This window comes from Nocardia sp. NPDC051900 (assembly GCF_044452545.1).
GTDB classification, from domain to species: domain Bacteria; phylum Actinomycetota; class Actinomycetes; order Mycobacteriales; family Mycobacteriaceae; genus Nocardia; species Nocardia sichangensis.
In genome coordinates, this window is the sequence record NZ_JBITBU010000003.1 from 451,320 (window position 1) to 469,964 (window position 18,645).

General features: G+C 69.3%; 13 protein-coding genes. 8 read left to right on the forward strand and 5 right to left on the reverse strand.

All coding sequences use genetic code 11. The features are described from left to right. Positions 1-48 precede the first annotated feature (48 nt). A complete protein-coding gene (gene folE, locus ACIA5H_RS06920; protein ID WP_379250824.1) occupies positions 49-690 on the reverse strand; it encodes a GTP cyclohydrolase I FolE in 642 nt (213 codons plus the stop codon). A 117-nt stretch (positions 691-807) separates the two neighbouring features. Beyond that, positions 808-3,192 carry an ATP-dependent zinc metalloprotease FtsH gene (gene ftsH / locus ACIA5H_RS06925; RefSeq protein ID WP_355079156.1) on the reverse strand — a complete coding sequence of 795 codons (2,385 nt, stop codon included), beginning with the start codon at positions 3,190-3,192 and terminating at the stop codon, positions 808-810. 426 nt (positions 3,193-3,618) lie between these two features. On the opposite strand from ftsH, the gene ACIA5H_RS06930 reads away from it, so the two are divergent. Beyond that, positions 3,619-4,497 (forward strand): hypothetical protein, encoded by an 879-nt coding sequence (locus ACIA5H_RS06930; protein WP_397074437.1) that lies wholly within the window; start codon positions 3,619-3,621, stop codon positions 4,495-4,497. Here the strand turns inward: ACIA5H_RS06930 and ACIA5H_RS06935 are convergent. Then, positions 4,477-5,310 (reverse strand): DUF1266 domain-containing protein, encoded by an 834-nt coding sequence (locus ACIA5H_RS06935; RefSeq protein WP_355079160.1) that lies wholly within the window; start codon positions 5,308-5,310, stop codon positions 4,477-4,479. The two genes, ACIA5H_RS06930 and ACIA5H_RS06935, sit on opposite strands and share 21 nt — an antisense overlap. 165 nt (positions 5,311-5,475) lie before the next feature. Here ACIA5H_RS06935 and ACIA5H_RS06940 point away from each other — a divergent pair, with 165 nt between their 5' ends. Beyond that, complete coding sequence (locus tag ACIA5H_RS06940; protein ID WP_067794607.1) at positions 5,476-5,742, forward strand: DUF2277 domain-containing protein; 267 nt, start codon at positions 5,476-5,478, stop codon at positions 5,740-5,742. A 13-nt stretch (positions 5,743-5,755) separates the two neighbouring features. On the opposite strand, the gene ACIA5H_RS06945 is transcribed toward ACIA5H_RS06940, so the two are convergent. Beyond that, the gene (locus ACIA5H_RS06945) at positions 5,756-7,069 is read right to left on the reverse strand and encodes a PucR family transcriptional regulator (RefSeq protein WP_397074440.1); all 1,314 of its coding nucleotides are present in this window, start codon (positions 7,067-7,069) and stop codon (positions 5,756-5,758) included. Positions 7,070-7,254: 185 nt separating this feature from the next. Between ACIA5H_RS06945 and ACIA5H_RS06950 the strand changes: the two genes are divergently transcribed. The 3 genes from ACIA5H_RS06950 to ACIA5H_RS06960 all read left to right on the forward strand — a co-directional run bounded on the left by ACIA5H_RS06950 (position 7,255) and on the right by ACIA5H_RS06960 (position 11,004). Then, positions 7,255-8,859: an aldehyde dehydrogenase family protein gene (locus tag ACIA5H_RS06950; RefSeq protein ID WP_397074442.1), complete on the forward strand. Its 1,605-nt coding sequence runs from the start codon at positions 7,255-7,257 to the stop codon at positions 8,857-8,859. Further along, positions 8,856-9,689 carry an SDR family oxidoreductase gene (locus tag ACIA5H_RS06955; RefSeq protein WP_397074444.1) on the forward strand — a complete coding sequence of 278 codons (834 nt, stop codon included), beginning with the start codon at positions 8,856-8,858 and terminating at the stop codon, positions 9,687-9,689. Before ACIA5H_RS06950 ends, ACIA5H_RS06955 begins: the two co-directional genes overlap by 4 nt. 427 nt (positions 9,690-10,116) lie before the next feature. After that, positions 10,117-11,004, forward strand: a complete 888-nt coding sequence (locus ACIA5H_RS06960; RefSeq protein WP_355079169.1) for a LysR family transcriptional regulator — start codon at positions 10,117-10,119, stop codon at positions 11,002-11,004. Here ACIA5H_RS06960 and ACIA5H_RS06965 read toward each other — a convergent pair. Next, positions 10,994-12,487 (reverse strand): amidase, encoded by a 1,494-nt coding sequence (locus tag ACIA5H_RS06965; RefSeq protein WP_397074447.1) that lies wholly within the window; start codon positions 12,485-12,487, stop codon positions 10,994-10,996. The genes ACIA5H_RS06960 and ACIA5H_RS06965 overlap by 11 nt on opposite strands. 178 nt (positions 12,488-12,665) lie before the next feature. Between ACIA5H_RS06965 and ACIA5H_RS06970 the strand changes: the two genes are divergently transcribed. The 3 genes from ACIA5H_RS06970 to ACIA5H_RS06980 are packed head-to-tail and all read left to right on the forward strand — an operon-like array spanning position 12,666 to position 18,645. Continuing rightward, complete coding sequence (locus tag ACIA5H_RS06970) at positions 12,666-15,221, forward strand: serine/threonine-protein kinase (RefSeq protein WP_379250231.1); 2,556 nt, start codon at positions 12,666-12,668, stop codon at positions 15,219-15,221. Next, on the forward strand, positions 15,218-17,932 hold the full coding sequence (locus ACIA5H_RS06975; protein WP_397074450.1) for a protein kinase: 2,715 nt from the start codon (positions 15,218-15,220) through the stop codon (positions 17,930-17,932). The genes ACIA5H_RS06970 and ACIA5H_RS06975 overlap by 4 nt, the downstream gene beginning before the upstream one ends. Then, on the forward strand, positions 17,929-18,645 hold the full coding sequence (locus tag ACIA5H_RS06980; RefSeq protein ID WP_355079177.1) for a cyclase family protein: 717 nt from the start codon (positions 17,929-17,931) through the stop codon (positions 18,643-18,645). The genes ACIA5H_RS06975 and ACIA5H_RS06980 overlap by 4 nt, the downstream gene beginning before the upstream one ends.

The window sequence follows — 18,645 nt, forward strand, 5'->3', positions numbered from 1 at the left end:
GGGCGGCGAGGCTCTCGAAGCGCCTCGGTTCGGACACCGCGGGCCCGCTCACTTCCGCAGGATCAGATCGAGCGCCTCGGCGCGCGAGGCGGCGTTGGACTGCAGCAGTCCACGCACCGCGGAGGTGGTCGTGCTCGCGCCCGGCTTGCGGATGCCGCGCATCGCCATGCAGAGGTGCTCGGCCTCGACCACGACGATCGCTCCCCTCGGGTCCAGCTTGCGCATCACCGCGTCGGCGATCTGGCTGGTCAGCCGCTCCTGCACCTGCGGGCGCTTGGCGTACAGGTCGACCAGGCGGGCGAGTTTGGACAGGCCGGTGACCCGGCCGTGCGGACCGGGGATGTACCCGACATGGGCGACACCGTGGAAGGACACCAAGTGGTGCTCACAGGTGGAGTACATCGGAATGTCCCTGACCAGTACGAGTTCCTGATGGCCCTCGTCGAACGTGGTGTTGAGCACGGAATCCGGTTCCACATAGAGCCCGGCGAACGTCTCCCGGTAGGCCCGCGCGACCCGGGCGGGCGTGTCGAGCAGGCCGGGCCGGTCCGGGTCCTCACCGACGGCGATCAGCAACTCCCGTACCGCCGCTTCGGCTCGCGCCTGATCGAACGACCTGCCCGTTTCCAGTGCCACGAGGCCCGGCTCCGACAGGCCGATGTCGATGCCGTTGTGCTCCGCACTGTCCAGTTCGGCGAGGGTGTGACCACCGCCATACTCGTTGGCCGACAATCGAGGACACCTCCAAACTCCCCGGGCGCCGGCAATCTCTCGGCACCCCAGATGGTCGAGCCTAATCGTCACAGGTCAGTGACGACCGTTCGGTCCATCCCAATCACCGTCGCCCTCGCCGTTCGGATTCGTCCGGCGCGGCTCGTCGTAACCGCCGTGGTCGCCGTACCCGTCCCTGTCGTAGCCGCCTTCGGGCGAACCCTGCGGACCCCACGGCTGATAGCCGTGCCGCGGCTGCTGCGGATCGCCCCAGCCGGGCTGACCCTGCTGTGGCTCGTCGCGCGGCGGCCAGCCGGGAGCGGACCAGCCCGCCGGAGCGCCGTAGTCCGGCCGCGAACCGTGCGTGCCCTGGCGCGGATAGGCCGGAGCGGGCGCCTGCGGCAGCGGGTAGCCGGGCGCGGACGGGCGGGGGTACTGCGGCGGAGCGCCGTAACCGCTCTCGTGCGGCGGATACCCGTTGGCGGGCTGCGGCTCGCGCTGCGCGGACGCGGCCACCGGCTTCACCACCGGCTCCGGCGGCCACGACTCGCCGCGCTCGGCGGCCAGCTCGCCCGGGGTCTTCACCGGCGGCTTGTCCGAGGGGACGCGCTCGCCGAAATCGTTGAACGCGGTGATCCGCGGGCGCTTCTGCACGGAGGCGAGGATCTGCTCGAGATCCTTGCGGTGCAGCGTCTCCCGCTCCAACAACGCGGTGGCCAGGTCGTCGAGCACGTCGCGGTACTCGTTCAGGATCGCCCACGCCTCGGTGTGCGCGGCCTCGATCAGGTTGCGCACCTCCACGTCGATCGCGCCCGCCACCTCGTGCGAGTACTCCGAACCCATGCCCATCGAGCGGCCGAGGAACGGGTCGCCCTGCTCCTGGCCGTAGCGGACCGCGCCGAGCCGGGCGCTCATCCCGTACTCGGTGACCATCGCCCGGGCGATCTTGGTTGCCTGGTCGATATCGGAGGACGCGCCGGTGGTCGGCTCGTGGAACACCAGTTCCTCGGCCGCGCGGCCGCCCATCGCCATGACCAGGCGGGCGATCATCTCCGAGCGGGTCATCAGGCCCTTGTCGTCCTCGGGCACCGTCATGGCGTGGCCGCCGGTGCGACCGCGCGCCAGGATGGTGACCTTGTAGACCGGCTCGATGTCCGGCATCGCCCAGGCGGCCAAGGTGTGGCCGCCCTCGTGATAAGCGGTGATCTTCTTCTCGTGCTCGCTGATGATCCGGCTCTTGCGGCGCGGGCCGCCGATCACGCGGTCGACCGACTCCTCCAGCGATTCGCCGGTGATCACCGCGCCGTGCTCCCGGGCGGTGAGCAGCGCGGCCTCGTTGATGACGTTGGCGAGGTCCGCGCCGGACATGCCGACGGTGCGCTTGGCCAGGCCGTCCAGATCGGCATCCGGGGAGATCGGCTTGCCCTGCGAGTGCACGCGCAGGATGGCGCGGCGACCGGCGAGGTCCGGATTGCCGACCGGGATCTGCCGGTCGAAGCGGCCGGGACGCAGCAGCGCCGGGTCGAGGATGTCGGGGCGGTTGGTGGCGGCGATCAGGATGATGCCGGTGCGGTCGCCGAAGCCGTCCATCTCCACCAGCAGCTGGTTGAGGGTCTGCTCGCGCTCGTCGTGACCGCCGCCGAGGCCCGCGCCGCGCTGGCGGCCGACCGCGTCGATCTCGTCGACGAAGATGATGCAGGGGCTGTTCTGCTTGGCCTGCTCGAACAGGTCGCGCACGCGGGAGGCGCCGACGCCGACGAACATCTCCACGAAGTCCGAACCGGAGATGGTGAAGAACGGCACGCCTGCCTCGCCCGCGACGGCACGGGCCAGCAGGGTCTTACCGGTGCCTGGCGGACCGTAGAGCAGCACGCCCTTGGGGATCTTGGCGCCGAGGGCCTGGTAGCGGACCGGGTTCTGCAGGAAGTCCTTGATCTCGTAGAGTTCCTCGACCGCCTCGTCGGCTCCGGCCACGTCGGCGAACGTGGTCTTGGGCATGTCCTTGGACAGCTGCTTGGCCTTCGACTTGCCGAAGCCCATCATGCCGCCGCGGCCGCCGCCCTGCATGCGGGCCATCACGAAGATGAACAGGCCGAGCAGGATGACCATCGGCAGCACGAACAGCAGGATCTGGGTGAACCAGCTCTCCTGCTTGACCACGGTGTTGTACGGGGCGCCGGAGTTCTTCACGGCCGAGAAGATCTGGGCGGAGGTCTCGCTACCGCCCGGATACTTCGCGATGATCTTGTTCTGTCCGCCGGTGGCGTCGTTGCCGTCCTTCAGCTCGATGCGCAGCTGCTGCTCGCGATCATCGATCTGGACGTTCTGGACGTTGCTCTTGTTCTCGAGCTGGCTCAGGGCAACCGATGTATCGACGCTCTTCCAGCCCCGCGTGTCGTTGCCGAAGTAGCTGAACGCATAGATCACGAGCAAGATGCCCGAGACTATGGCCAGGGTGCGAAACACTGTCTTGCGGTTCATAGAGCGTCGGCCGGGGCGGCCAGTCCTTTCCGGTGTCTCCGGTTCTTGCCTAGCGATGCGTCTGGCGCGTCCGGTTCCGCAGGGGTTCGGATGCGGACAAGCCACGTTACCGCGTACGGTCTACTCGATACATCGCGTAGTTCGGCTGCAGGTGCAGTTAAAGAGGTAAACGGCCGGGGATCGACGGTGGTTCCCGATGTCTCCGGTTCGGCTTCCTCCAAGTGGCAACAATCATGGCATGTTCGGCCTATCGTGAGCGACGACACAACATCGCGGCGCGAGCGACGGGCACGTAGGCGGTAGCTCGCACACCACGAAAGGCCCCGGGAGCGCCGCAGACCAGACACGAGCGCAGGGGGTATGGACATAGTCGAGTTACGAACACCCACAGCGATACTGCGTCACGGCCGCGGCAGGTTGATCGTCTTGCGACCCGGGTCCGACGGCGAGCGCGTGCTCGATGTCCCGGTCTCCGACCTGCTGAAGGTCCGGCTGAACCGGCGCGCGGACGACGCGGTGGTGATCGAGATCTATCTGCGCTACCCGACGCCCGTGCTCACCGGCGTCCCCGCGGACCGCACGCCCCTTCCGGTGATCATCGCCGAGCACGACGTTCCCGCGGCCACCGAGATCGTCGACCGCATCAACGCGCACATCCTGGCCACCCAGCGCATCGACGTGGCGGCGCCGGACCTGCGCCCGCCCACCCCCACCTGGGGACGTGGCGGCCCCACCCGCGCGGACGTGGAACGGGCGACGCGCAGGATGTCGCCGCGCCGTGAGGCGAAGCATGCGATAGCGGCTCTGCATCGTTACGTGACGCCGGACGAGTACGTCCTGGAGACCGCCGTCGCGGTCGCGCACCCTCCGGCGGGCAGCGGCTCCGGCCTGCTCGCCGCCACGACGACGCGGTTGCTGTTCATCGCGATCGGCGACAGCCGGTACGCGTACGAACTCCCGATTCCCGTGGTCTTATGGGCGCGCGTGACCGATACCCCCACCGCGGGGCGCGGCGAGATCGGCCCCGGGCGCGGCGCGACCGGCGCCGAGGTACACGACGGCAGTCGCACGCTGCAATTCGCGGGCGCCGACCGCGCCGACACCGAGCGGGTCATCTGCGCGGTGAACTTCGCGGTACGCCGGGAGTCCGCCGACGGCGCCGCGGGCCCTGCGGATCCCGGTGTGGCGCAGCTGTATTCGGAGTGGGAACTGCTGGTCGAGCGACACTCCCTCGGCATGGTCGACGACGCGCAGTTCCAACGTTACGGTCGCGGAATCCTGCGTTCACTCCCCGACGGGAGCTGAGTTCAGCGCGATCCGCCGCCACGGGCTGGTCGGACGCAGCCACAGCCGCAGCAGCTCCTTGCGGCGGTCGACGCCGCCGTTCTTCAGCTCGGCCAAGTCCTCGCAGGCCTGCCAATAGGTCCAGCCGGTGAGGTAGGCGTCGCCGAACTGGCGCCAGTTGCGGTACTTGCTCTGAGCCAGCGGCAGGGCGCGCGCCAGATAACTCCAGGCCACGTCGGCGTCGAGGTACCCGGCCGTGTAGGCCATCCTGGCCACCGCGACGACCCTGGCCAGATCCCAGGCGTGGATGTCGCCCGGCAGCGGCCGGGCCAGATGGTCGGTGAATCCGATCTTGATCGCCTGCGACCAGATGTCGTAGTCGCGGACCAGCGCCTCGGGATTGTCCATCCCCCGGAACGCTCCGACCTGCCGCAGGAACGCCCGGTGCCGGTCGGCGCGCTCACCGAAGCGATCGCGCTCACTTGCGTTGATCGAGGCCGTCACCAGCGGGTGCACCAGCGCGTAGAGCGGGGCGTGCATGCCGTCGAGCAACTGCTCCATCGACGCCTGCGCCTCGGTGCCATCGGTGATGCCCCATGCCCCGGTGAGCGTGTCGATGGCCAGTTCACGCCGGTCACCGAGCGGATGCGCGCGTTCCGGGCCGAGCAGCAGCGCGTCGTGGAAGGCGTCCCAGCGCGCGGAGTAGAAGGCGCCGAGGGCCAGCGCCCGCAGTTCGTCGTCGGATACCGCGGCGCCGGACCAGTGGTCTTCCTCCCGCTCGTCCAGCTCCGCGTACGGAAAGGTCGTCAAGGTGGGTACGCCGCGCGAAGACATGCCCCGATTGTTCCCCATCCCGCGCGGGGTACGCGCGGGATTCGCGGATGGCCACCTATGTCGGTCGCGACGCCGGACCGTGGGCGCGTCCGCCGGGCGAATCGATTTCGGACTCGGTTGGTTCTTGCGCTGACGCATGTCGTGATCTGGGGCTAGTGTGCTCGCATGTGTAGAAACATCACCGTCCTGCGTGGTCTGGAGCCTGCCGCAACCGAGCAGGAAATCTATGCCGCCGCACTGCAGTACGTGCGCAAGGTCGGTGGCGTGTCCGGCCTGAGCTCGACCACCAAACCGGCCGTCGACAAGGCCGTCGCGGCCATCGCAAACGCGACCACCACCTTGCTCGCCGAGTTACCCGACCGCAGGGTGGCCCCGACCACCGAACCGCCGCTGCGCCGGATCGCCGCACGGGAGGCCGCGGCGGGAGAGTAGACAGGCGGCCGGTTCAGGGCAGTGCGTCGGCGCCGTAGACGGCGACGCACACCAGCGCGATCTCCAGCGGCAGCCCGCGCTCTTCGATCGGATATCCCAATAGCTGTTCGATCCGCTGCACGCGGTAGCGGACCGTGTTCTTGTGTACGCCGAGCACCTTCGCGGTGGCCTCCGGGCTGCGTTGGCTGCGCAGATAGGCGTGCAGCGTCTCGCGCAGCCGTGCGGCGTTCCCGTCGCGCGCCGCCAGCGCGCCCAGTTCCCGCTCGACCAGTCCTCGCATGGCCGCTTCGTCCGCACCGGCCAGATAGGCGATCTCCACCGTTCGATACCCGGTGACGCGCCGCCCGCCCGCGGGTGCGCGCTCCGCGACCTGCCGCGCGGCGACCGCTTCGCGATGACTGCGACGGAAACCGGCGATCCCCGCGGCGGGCACACCGAACGCCACCCGTACCGGCGCCTCGACCTGCGCCGCGGTGAGCCGCTCCGCTTCGCCCGGCACCGCGAGTTCGGCGCCGTGTTCCCCGTCGTCCGATCCGGCCCACGCCCACATCGCGCTGGCGCCGGAGGGAACGGTGAGCAGCCGCGCGCTGCCAAGTGCCGCGGCCAGCCGCGCCGCGACCCGATCCAGCAGTCCGGTCGCCTCCGCCTCCGCGCCTGCGGGTTCTCCGGTCGGCTCGTCGGTCCACAGCACGAAGGCCAGGTGCCGCTGGGAGAGCCGGTAGCCGAGCCGCACCGATGCCTGATCGACGTCCACGTGCTCGCCGTCCAGCAGCGCTCGGACGGTCTCGGCGCGACGGTTGAAGGCGGCGCGCAGCACCTGCTCGCGCTCCTCCATGTAGGTGTCGGTGAGCAACTCGACCGACGTGCTGATCCACTTGGTGGCCCGCTCGAACAGCCGCAGCAGCACCATGCGTTCGAGTTCCGGCGTCGCCCGCCGCTGCTCGACGACCTCGGTCATGTAGTCCAGCACCGCCTCCATGCCCACGTGATAGACCCGCAGCAGCAACCGCAGCTCGAAACCACGCCTGGCCACGCTGCGCGCGAACGCGTGCGCCTCCTCCGGGAGTGAGAACTCGAAGGTATCGCTGGCCAGGCGGCTGAGCACGATCCTGGCGTGCGCCCTGGTGCTGGCCGCGAGGTCGCGGCGCATATCGCGATCGGCGAGTTCGGGGATGCGCGCGACGATCACGTCGTCGAGCCGGGTGACGATGCGTTCGAGCACTTCGGCGCGCGTCGTCTCGTAGACGTACTCCGCGAGCCAGTCGCGAACTTCGTCGGATGCGGGGCTCGGCCTGGCCGCGGCGCCCGGCGAAGGCCCAGCGGTCATCGCCCTCTCCTTCGGCTCGGCGGATACCGAACCACCGCTTGTCTCACGGACACAAAATCACCCGTTTTCCTTGACGATCTGGGCCAAGAAAGTCTGTTCGGATTGTGTCACGATCATAGTTCAGTGGCCTGCCTCACAGCAGTCAGCAGACCGCGGTTCAACACGACGTCAGTGGGAGAACAGCAGTGACCAACACCGAACCAGCGCCCGCGACCGAGAAGGCGCGGGCACGCGAAACGACCGCGAAGAAAGACGGTCCCGCCGTCATCGAAGTGCGCAATCCCGGCACGGGCGAGGTCGTCGGCACGGTGCCGGACGAGACCGCGGACGCGGTCGCGGCCAAGGTCCGCGAACTGCGGCTGTACCAGCCGGAGTGGGAGGCGATCGGCCCCGAAGGGCGCAAGGTCTGGCTGCTGAAGTTTCAGGACTGGTTGATCGACAACACCGACCGCCTTGCCGCCGTGCTGCAGTCGGAGACCGCCAAGCCCCGGGTGGACGCCCTGATCGATCCGGGTTTCGCGACCGATCTGATCGGCTACTACGCCCGCCGCGCGGCCAAGTTCCTCGCCGACGACCACCCGTCGCCGCACAGCCCGCTGGCCCGCGTCAAGCGCTTGACCACTGTCTACCGACCCTATCCGGTGGTCGGCGTCATCACGCCGTGGAACTTCCCGCTGGCCATGCCGGTGATGGACGTGATCCCGGCGCTCGCGGCCGGGGCGGCCGTCATCCTCAAGCCCTCCGAGGTGACCCCGCTCTCCGCGATCGAACTGGCCAAAGGCTGGGCGGAGATCGGCGCGCCGCCGATCTTCGCGGTGGTCACCGGCGCGGGCGCGACCGGAGCGGCCGTGGTGGGCAACGCCGACTACATCCAGTTCACCGGTTCCACCGCGACCGGCCGCAAGATCGCCGCCGCCTGCGTGGAACGGATGGTGCCCTACAGCCTGGAACTCGGCGGCAAGGATCCGGCGATCGTCCTGGCCGACGCCGACCTGGATCGCGCCGCGCACGGCATCGCCTTCGGTGGCATGTTCAACTCCGGCCAGGTCTGCATCTCCGTGGAGCGGGTGTACGTCGAAGCGCCGGTGTACGACGAGTTCGTCGCCAAACTCACCGCCAATGTGCAGGCGCTACGCCAAGGCCTGGACGGGCGCGAGTCGAAATACGACGTGGGAGCGCTGGCCAACGAGAATCAGGCGGCCATCGTGCAGCGCCACGTCGACGAGGCCGTCGCGGCGGGCGCCAAGGTGCTCACCGGGGGCAAGCGGGCCGGATTCGGCACCGCCTTCGAGCCGACCGTGCTGGTCGATGTCGACCACACCATGTCCTGCGTCACCGAGGAGACCTTCGGCCCGACGCTGCCGGTGATGAAGGTGGCCGACGAGTCCGAGGCGATCCGGCTGGCCAACGACTCGGTGTACGGCCTGTCGGCCTCGGTGTGGACCGGCGACAAAGAGCGGGGCGAACGGATCGCACGGCAGCTGAACGCGGGCGCGGTCAACATCAACGACGTCTTCGCCAACCTGTTCAGCTACGCCCTGCCCATGGGCGGCTGGGGGCTGTCCGGCGTCGGCGCCCGCTGGGGCGGCGCGAACGGCGTGCGCAAGTACTGCCGCCAGCAGGCGATCACCACGCCGATCCTGCCGACGCAGCAGAAGGAACTGTTCTGGTACCCGTACTCGATGCCGAAGCTGCTGTTCGCGCTCGGCGCCATGCGCGCGGCAGGCGCCCGCGGGCTGCGCCGCCTCGACTTTCCGGCCCTGCTGAAGCTCAAAGGGGGCGACAAGTGACCGAAGCGAAGCAGATCCGCGGCAAGGTCGTGGTGATCACCGGTGGTGCACGCGGCATCGGACTCGCCACCGCGACCGCGCTACAGGCTCTCGGCGCGCAGATCGCGATCGGCGATATCGACGAGACCACGGTGAAGGAGTCGGGCACGGCACGAGGTTTCGAGCTCTACGGCAAGCTCGACGTTACCGATCAGGAGTCGTTCGACGGCTTCCTCGACGAGGTGGAGCGCACCCTCGGCCCGATCGACGTGCTGATCAACAACGCGGGCATCATGCCGACCGGCAAGCTGGTGGACGAGCCGGACCCGCTGACCCGCCGGATCCTGGACATCAACGTCTACGGCGTGATCCTGGGCTGCAAGCTGGCGCTGCGCCGGATGCTGCCGCGCGGCGGCGGGCACATCATCAACATCGCCTCACTGGCCGGCGAGACCCATATCCCCGGCCTGGCCACCTACAACGCCAGCAAGCACGCGGTGCTCGGCTTCACCGACACGCTGCGGGAGGAGTACCGCGGCACCGGCGTGCGCTTCTCCTCGGTACTGCCCACGCTGACCAACACCGAGCTCGGATCCGGCGTCACCGCGCCCAAGCTGCTGCGGGCCGCGGAGCCGGAGGAGATCGCCGACGCCGTCGCGAAGCTGATCGTCGCGCCGAAGTCGAAGGTCAGGGTGACCGCGGTGGCCGGGTTCATCGCACAGTTCGTCGGCCTGCTGCCGGAATCGCTCGGTGACGGCATCGGCCGCGCGCTCGGATCCGGACGCGCCTTCCTCGACGACGTCGACGCCGAGAAGCGCAAGGCCTACGAGGAGCGCGTGCGCGGCGCGTGAGCGCGGCGGGAAGCAGGAGCGCCGCGGCTGGGATTCGTCTCGGCCGCGGCGCCCCGTCGTGTTCGGGGGCACATCGGGAGCCCCACACACCGACGGCATTGTGATGAAAATCACGCGCGCACTCGCTGACATCGCGAAGCCGGTCAGCGGCAAATTCTCAGCCCATACTCGGCGGCCACAAACGTGTCCACAATCCGCCACAAAGACTCCCGGTTCACTCTCGTTCATGCTGGTCAACTGCCCAAATCGAAGAACCCGACGGTAAACGGCCACGGCATGCCGAAAATTCGCTATCCGCCTGGTGCGCAGCACCATCGCAGGCAATATGCTGTCCCTAACAAACCTGCCGACTGTTTCGGCGCCCGTATCCGAACTTTTCGGCCTGATAAGGCTGGAAATTCCGGACCGATTCTGATAGCAAGGGGCTATGGACCCGCATTTGCGCGACCTGCGGTATTTCGTCGCCGTCGCTGAGGAACTGCATTTCACCAACGCCGCCCAGCGGCTGCACATCGCTCAACCCACCCTGTCGCGTCAGATCCGGCAGCTGGAACGTCAGCTCGACGTGGTCCTGTTCGACCGCAACCAGCGCAGTGTCGCGCTGACCGTCGCGGGCAAGGAACTGCTCGAAGGCGCACGCAAGATCCTGGAGTTGTGGGAGGTCACCAACGTCTCGCTGCAGGAGGCGGGCGAGGTGTTGCGCGTCGGCATCCAATCCACACTCGGGCGCGGTCTGCTCAGCGATCTGGAGAGCGCGAGCGGACATCGTCTCGCACTGCACGCGGCTTCCTGGACCGATCCCTCCAGCGGCCTGGCGGGCCGGCAGGCCGATCTCGCCCTGGTCTGGCTGCCGTTGCCGGACCAGAGCCGCTACCGGTGGCAGGTGCTGCGCACCGAACCGCGCTGGGTGCTGCTTCCGGAAAACCACCCGCTGGCGATCTCGGAGACCATCGAATTCGCCGATCTGCTCGACGAACCGTTCGTCGCACTGCCCACCGAAGCCGGTGCGGTGCGCGATTTCTGGCTCGGCAACGACGGACGCGGCGGCCGTCCGCCGAAGATCGGCGCCGAAGCCGCGACCGCGGAGGACAAACTGGAAGCCGTGAGCCTCGGCCTCGGCGTGTGCCTGCTCGCCGAGAACAACGTGCCGATGTACCGCTGGCCCGGGCTGACCGCGCGTCCCGTGTCGGGGTTGGCGCCGTGCGAGCTCGCCGTGGCCTGGCGGGCCGACGACAACCGGCCGACCATCCTGGAGTTCGCCGGACGGGCCGTCGATGGCGGGTTCGCGGCGCAGCAGTCGCCGGTCAGCGTCTGAACCGGCCCGGCGGGGTCTCGGGGGCGGTGCGCTGCCACGGACGGCGCGTCTCCAATTGGGCGGCCAGCCGTAGCAGGGTGGATTCGCTACCGGGTGGTCCCGCCAGCTGAGCGGCCACCGGCGTACCCGACCAGGAGTGCATGCCCATGGGAACGGAGGCGGCGGGCCAGCCGACCAGATTCCACAGCGGAGTGAAGGGTGCGAACCGCGCGCCGGCGAGCAGAGTGGCCGGACGATTGCGGAAGTGCCAGGCCCGCGCCGTCGGCGGCGGGGCGGCGAGCGTGGGAGTGATCACCACGTCGTAACGCTCGAAGAACTCCAGTAGTCGCGCCTCCACCCCGTCGATCTGGGCGGGACGCGCGAGCCTCAACCGATGCACCGTCCGGCCCAGAGCCAGGCGGTGCCGGGCTCTCCGCGATAGTCGGCCGGGTTGGAGTAGCGCGGGGGCCTCACGGGCGCCGAGGGCCAGCCAGCGTAGCGAGGCCGCGAGCAGGGCGTTTCCGTACGGTAGCGCGGTCGGTTCCACTGAATGGCCTGCCGCCGCGGCCACCGAGGCCGCCCTGCGCGCCGCGGCGGTCCAGCGGCGGTCGACGCGCAACAGGCGAGAAGGTGGATCCACCGCCAGCCCGATACGTAGTCGGCCGGGTGGATCCACCTCGGCTAGGTCCGGTCGCGCCGCCAGGACCGACAACGCCAGCGCGGCGTCGTCCACGCTTGTCGCGAGGACACCGTGCTCGACCAGGCTCGACCACGGGCCCGCAGCGGGGACCGTGTACTGCCCCGGCTTGATCCCGAAGATCCCACAGCACGCGGCCGCGACCCGCACCTCCCCGAGGCCGTCGCAGCCGTGCGCCACCGGAACCAGTCCGGCCGCGATCGCGGCTCCGGCCGCGCTACCCGCGTAGCGCGTGGGGTTCCACGGATTGCGGATGACACGCTCGGTGCCCGCGCTGGTCACCCACCGACTCGGCTCGGGAGCCGCGACGAGGCCCATGACCACCGCTCCCGCGGCGCGCAGCCTGGCCACCACGGGGTGATCCGCGGCGGCCACCGGCCCCCACGGCATCGGCTCGCCCGCGAGGGGAACACCGTGCTCGACCACGACCGGTACACCGGCCAAGGGCAGCACATCGAGGTCGTCGCGTTCCATCAGGCCGACCGAATCGGCCGTCGCCTGTTCGGCACGCAGGACGCTGAAGGCATGTCGTTTCCGGTCCGCCGCCGCGATCCGCGTCCCGGCATCCGCGGCCACTTGCCCGGGGTGCAGCAGGCCGTCTCGCACGCACGCCGCGATCGTGGCGGCCGGGCCGCGTTCGAGTGCGGTCTCGGCTTCCGGAGCTCCGTCGGGCCGCGCGTCTGCGACGGCTCCCAGCAGTCGGGCGGGCATCGGCTCGCTGGTCTTCGCGTTCGGAACGGCGGTGTGCGGAGCGGCGTTTCCCGCTGAGATCGAGCCGTCCGCCATGATTGCGGCCTCGTCGGACATGTGCTGGTCATCCCCCGTCGCGTCGTTGTCGAAATCGGGTGATCCACTGTCGAGCCGCAAGTTATCATTTCGAATACGGCACGGGGGATGATGGTGTCGGGTGTGGCGAAAATTTTCGGCACATCGGACGACAACCGGTGCGGATTCCGCGGCGTCCGCCGAGCCACTAGGTCCGAGCATGAGTGCGAACTCTGAGAGAAGGTCCGACCCCGACACGGGTATTTCCACCCGGCCGAGGAGTGGCGACCTGTCGCGTGCCGAATCCGACGCGGTGGCCGCGTTCACAGCGGAGTGGGAATCCACCCGGCGCCCACCGGCGATCGCCGAATATCTACCGGACGCCAGTACCTTGCGTCGTGAGGCATTGCTGGAGCTGATCCGCGTCGACCTGCGCCATCGCTGGCTGCTTCGCCGCGGTAAAGGCGCGGGCACCGCGCCGGAACCGGCCGCGCGCATGCGCCTGACCGATTACTGCGCCGAATTCCCCGAACTCGCTTCCGACGATATTCCGGCCGGCTTGGTGTACGAGGAGTTCGTCATCCGCCGCCAGAGCGGCGAGCGGGTCGATCCGCGCGAATGCCTGCGCGAATATCCGCGGCAGGCGGAGCAACTGCGCGAGTTGCTGAACGCCGACGAAATCGACCAGAGCACCCGTCGCGCGACGCCGGAGGATTCCGTCTTGACCGCGGTCGCGCACAGCGACTCCGTTCTCGCCGACACCGTATTGAACCGAACCGCGGGGTCTGCTCGTGATTCCGAGGTGACCAGAACGACCGCCGCCGATCTGACGGGTACGGCCACCGCCGTGCCCACGACGATCGGGACCGGGCCGGGCCGCTCCGACCCGCTCGACCGGATCGAGATCGGTCAGCGGATCGACGACTTCGATCTGCTGACCGGTCTGGGCAGCGGTGCGTTCGCCCGGGTCTTCCTCGCGCGGCAGCGCTCGCTGCAACGGCTGGTCGCGGTGAAGATCTCCAGCGATCACGGCACCGAGCCGCAGACGCTGGCCCAGCTCGACCACGACTACATCGTGCGGGTCTTCGACCAGCGGCTGCTGGACGACGCCGAGGGCGCCGCGCGCCGGCTGCGGCTCCTCTACATGCAGTTCCTGCCCGGAGGCACGCTGCTCGGCGTGCTGCGCTGGGTGCGCGCGACCCCACCCGAGGAGCGCAGCGGCAGGCTTCTGCTGGACGCCGTGGACGCGGCGATGGAGGAGAAGGGCGAGATCCGGCCGACCGACTCCAGCGTTCGCGCCGAGATCGCGGCGCTGAGCTGGCCGGAGACGGTGGCGTGGCTGGGCCGCAGGCTGGCCGAGGCGCTGGACTACGCCTCCTCGCACGGCGTGTTGCACCGCGACGTCAAACCGGCCAATGTCCTGCTCACCGCCGAGGGCGTGCCGAAACTCGCCGACTTCAATATCAGCTTCAGCCGCAACGTGGAGGGCACCAGCCCGGTGGCCTACTTCGGCGGATCACTGGCCTACATGTCACCGGAACAACTGGAGGCCTGCCACCCCAGTTTCGGCCGCAGTGCCGCCGACCTGGATACCCGCGCCGACATCTATTCGCTCGGCGTGGTGCTGTGGGAGCTGCTCACCGGTGCGAAGCCGTTCGACGACCGCACGGCGGGGGCGGGCGACCAAGGCGACGACACCACGCTGGAGGCCATGCTGGAGCGGCGCAGCAGCGGCGTGGACGAGGCCGCGCTGCAGCGGGTTCCGGCCGACTGTCCCGCCGCGTTGCGGCGCATCCTTCTGACCTGCCTGGCCCCCGAGCGGGCCGACCGGTGGTCCAGCGGCGCGATCCTGGCCAGGCAGCTGGAGATGTGCCTGGACGAACGCGCGCGAGAATTGGTCGACCCCGCGCCGAACAGCTGGCGGCTGCGGCTGCGCCCCTACATCGTTCCGGTGGCGCTGGTGGCGATGGCGCTGCCGAATGTGCTCGCCTCGCTGTACAACATCCAGCACAACCAGCACCTGATCATCAGCCGGATGACCGAGGAGGCCCAGCAGACCTTCCTCATCATCACCGGCGTGGTGAACGCGATCTTCTTCCCGACCGGCATCGCGCTCGTGCTGTATATGGCGAGATACGTGCTGACGGTGACGCGCGGTCTACGCAAAGGACGAAGATACGATCCGGGAACCCTGCGGCGCGCCAGACGCGACGCGTTGCTGATGGGCGATCGGGCCGTGGCCGTGGCCTTCTCGCTGTGGGTGCTGGCGGGACTGATCTTCCCGATCGCGCTACAGGTGTCGACGGGAGATATATCGGCACAGGCCGTGGTGCACTTCTTCTCCTCGTTGGTGGTGTGCGGCGCGATCGCGCTCGCCTATCCCTTCTTCCTGCTGACGTTCTACCTGGTGCGGTGCGTCTATCCCCTGTTCCTCCGGCACGGGGACATCAGCCCTGAGGACGCGGTCTGGCTGCGCGGCCTGGACCGGCGCTGCAACGGTTACCTCGCGGTGGCCGCCTCGGTGCCGCTGCTCGCGGTCACCGGAGTGACCTTCCTGCCCCCGTCCGACATCCCCTCGGTCATCGTCGCGGTTCGGTTGCTCTGTGTGGGCGGCATAATCGCGTTCGTGGGCACCTATCTGCTGTTCCGTGCGCTGGAAGCGGACCTACGGGCGCTGGAGCGGGTGGTCGATCCGGAATCCGCCGAATCGGGGGCCGACGAGGGCCGATCCGCCCGATCGACCGCTCACGCGACCGTCGTGGAGACCGACAGGTGAGTTTGCCCCGCACCGATGCCGTCGCCCGTTTCTCCGCCGACTGGCAGCGCAGTCTCCATGGTGATCGCTTGCCGCCGCAGATCCGCGACTACGTACCCGACGGCACGCAAGTTCGCTTGGGGGTACTCGTCGATCTGATCCGGGTGGATCTGCGGCGACGCTGGGAGCGCGAAGGGATCGGCAAACGGATCGCCGACTATCGCGAGGAATTCCCCGATGTGGAGACCAGCCCCGAGTTGGTCGATCTGTTGTGCGAGGAATTTCTGGCGCGTCGCGGACGCGGACCGCTGCCGCTGGAGGACTTCCTCGCCGAATACCCGGACCTCGCCGGCGCGGTCCGCGAGCACCTCGCCGATCTCGCCGCCGACGACGCCCACCCGGACGCCGACTCGAGCGAAGCCGTCGCCGCGCTCGCCGATCTCGCGCCGGGCCTGCGGATCGATGACTTCGACCTGCTCACCGACCTGGGCGCGGGACTGCTCGGCCGGGTCTTCCTGGCCAGGCAGCGTTCCATGCAACGGCTGGTCGCCGTCCGGTTCTCGGCGGGCCGGGCGGGCGCGGCGCACACGATGGCCCAGCTCGACCACGCCCACATCGTGCGGGTCTTCGACCAGCGAGTACTCAGCGCCGACGCCGCGCAGGCCCTGACCATCGCGGGTCCTCCCGCGAACGGCCGCCACACCGCGGCGAACGCCGCCATCGCCGCGCCGCGCCGCGACCTCGACGCCGCGGCCGTCCCGTCCAGCCGGACGAGCCGCCCCGGCGACGACGACACCATCGTGGCGCCGACAACCCGAACGACGAGCCACCCTAGCGACGACGAAACGGTCCCCGGCCCGCGCACGCACGGCGCCGAGAGGCGCGCCCCGACCGTCACGGGTGATGCGACAGCCACCGCGCCAGAAGGTATCGATGACGAGACCGTGGTCAGCGCGCCCGATACGACCGCTGCGGTCCGCCCACGCAGTGCTCTGATTCCCGATTCCGGACGATCGGCCGAACCTCGTGACGCCGCCGCGGTTCCGGCTCATCCGGACGCGGTGACCGAGCGATCGAGCGATCCGGACGCGACCATCGCGGTCCCTCCGGACGACATCGCATCCGCGCCCCCGCGACCGCCCCTCGCACCGGATTCCAGGACGACCGCCCTCCCGCGTCTGGTCTACATGCAATACCTCCCCGGCGGCACGGCGGTCGACCTGCTCGAGCAACGCCGTCGCGGCCCCGTGACCGACGGCGGCGCCCTGCTGCTGCGCGCGGTGGACACCGCCATGGAGGCCAAGGGCGAGATCCGGCCGTCGGATTCGAGCGTGCGCGCCGAGATCGCGCGGCTGAACTGGCCGGAGACCGTGGCGTGGGTGGGCAGGCGGCTGGCCGACGCGCTGGATTACGCCGCACACCATGGCGTGCTGCACCACGACATCAAACCGGCGAACGTGCTGTTCACCGCGGAGGGCATTCCCAAGCTGGCCGATTTCGCCCTCGGTGAGGTACCTGGGCGCACCGCGTCGCACGGCCCCGGCGGGACCGACGCACTGGTCTACCGCTCTCCGGAGCAGCTGAGCCGCTACCTCGACCCCGACGCGCCAGCCCCCGGCGACGCCAGCGACGTCTACTCCCTCGGTGTGCTGCTCTGGGAAATGCTCACGGGCGCAACCCCCTTCGACGATCCGCCACCGGAGCAGGGCGGCCCCGGCACCGAGACGTACACGCGGATGCTCGCGGAGCGCCGCGGCGGCGTCTCGGCCGCGGCGCTCGCGCGCCTGCCGGAAGACACGCCGGCCACGCTGCGTCGCGTACTGCTGGACTGTCTGCACGAAGACCCGCAGCGGCGCTGGCGCGGCGGCGCCGAACTCGCGGGACAACTCGACCTCTGCCTGGACACCCGCGCGCGCGACCTGGTCGATCCCCCGCCCGGCAGTCTCGCCCATCGCGCCCGCGGGTGGCTGCTTCCGGTCGCGGCGCTGTGCGTCGGCGTGCCGAACGTGCTGGCCAGCTTCTACAACATCCAGCTGAACCAGACCCTGATCATCGACCGGATGTCGACCGCGGACCAGGAGAAGTTCACGGCGGTCGGATTGATCAACAACCTCATCGCGTTCCCGGTCGCCGCGCTGCTGCTGTTGTTCATGACCCGGCGGCCGCTCGCCATCTCCTACCGCCTCGGCCGTGGCGACGGCTACTCCGCGCGCACGCTCGCGAAAGCACGCCGCGACACCTTGCTGATGGGTGACTGGGCGGTGTGGATACCCTTCGGCTTCTGGCTGGTCGCGGGCATCGTCTGGCCGCTCGGGCTGGCTTTCTCCGGTGTCGACCTGCCGCGCGGCACCTTTTTGCACTTCTTCGCCGCGCAGATCGTGTGCGCGGCGATCGCGCTCGCCTATCCGTTCTTTCCGATCATGGTCTACTCGGTGCGCGCGATCTATCCACAGTTGCTGGTGCGCGGCGGTATCGGTCCCGACGACGAACGCCAGCTCCGCGCGCTGGCCAGGCGCGGCAGCTTCTACCTCGGTGTGGCGGCATCGGTTCCGCTGCTCGGCGTGGCGAGCGCGACCTTCGTCGAGGCCGACGACCTGGAGCTGGTGATCGTTCCGGTGCGTGTGCTGAGCGTGGGTGGCATCCTGGCATTCGTGCTGACCTATCGACTGTTCCGGCTCCTGGAAGCGGATCTGCTCGCTCTGGCCAGGGCGATTCCCCAGCGGACGCGATGACCACACCCCGCCCGCTGGGACGGCTGGTGAACCTGTCGCACGTCCACGATCCGGTCACCACACCGCTGTACCCGGAGGATCCGGAATTCCGCACCGACATCGTGGCCACGATCGCGAACGACGGCTACCTCCTGCGCTATATCCAGCAGGGCGAACACACCGGAACCCATTGGGGTGCGCCGATTCATTTCCGTGCGGACGGACTGGCCGCCGACGAACTCGACCTCGACGATCTGCTGCTGCCCGCGGTGAAGATCGATCTCCGGCAGCGCTGCGCGAACGATCGCGACTACGCGATCACGGTCGACGATCTGAAGCGGTGGGAGGCCGAGCACGGCCGGATCCCGGACAGCGCCGCGATCGTCGCCTGGACCGGGTGGGACGCCAAGTGGGGCACGCCGGAGTTCGTCGGCACGGGCGAATCAGCCGGTCGGCAACCCGGTTTCGCGGTGCAGACGGTGGAATGGCTGCTGCGCGGCGGCAGGCTCGGTCGCCGCGGCGCGCTGGGCATCGACACGTTCGGCCCCGACGTGGGCACCGACGAGACGTACGCGGTGTCGAAGCTGCTCTACGGCGAGCACCGGATCAGCTTGGAATGCTTGGCGAACCTGGCGGCGCTGCCCGCAACCGGGGCGTGGGTGCTGGTGGGCGGACCGCTCTATCGCGGCGGTTCCGGTTCGCCGGCAACGATTTTCGGCATCCTGCCCGGATGA

Bases quoted from the DNA above. Each gene is read 5' to 3' on its own strand.
- ftsH (WP_355079156.1), bottom strand. From the start codon at position 3,192: ATGAACCGCAAGACAGTGTTTCGCACCCTGGCCATAGTCTCGGGCATC.
- ACIA5H_RS06935 (WP_355079160.1), bottom strand. From the start codon at position 5,310: ATGTCTTCGCGCGGCGTACCCACCTTGACGACCTTTCCGTACGCGGAG.
- ACIA5H_RS06940 (WP_067794607.1), top strand. From the start codon at position 5,476: ATGTGTAGAAACATCACCGTCCTGCGTGGTCTGGAGCCTGCCGCAACC.
- ACIA5H_RS06945 (WP_397074440.1), bottom strand. From the start codon at position 7,069: ATGACCGCTGGGCCTTCGCCGGGCGCCGCGGCCAGGCCGAGCCCCGCA.
- ACIA5H_RS06960 (WP_355079169.1), top strand. From the start codon at position 10,117: ATGGACCCGCATTTGCGCGACCTGCGGTATTTCGTCGCCGTCGCTGAG.
- ACIA5H_RS06965 (WP_397074447.1), bottom strand. From the start codon at position 12,487: ATGTCCGACGAGGCCGCAATCATGGCGGACGGCTCGATCTCAGCGGGA.
- ACIA5H_RS06970 (WP_379250231.1), top strand. From the start codon at position 12,666: ATGAGTGCGAACTCTGAGAGAAGGTCCGACCCCGACACGGGTATTTCC.
- ACIA5H_RS06980 (WP_355079177.1), top strand. From the start codon at position 17,929: ATGACCACACCCCGCCCGCTGGGACGGCTGGTGAACCTGTCGCACGTC.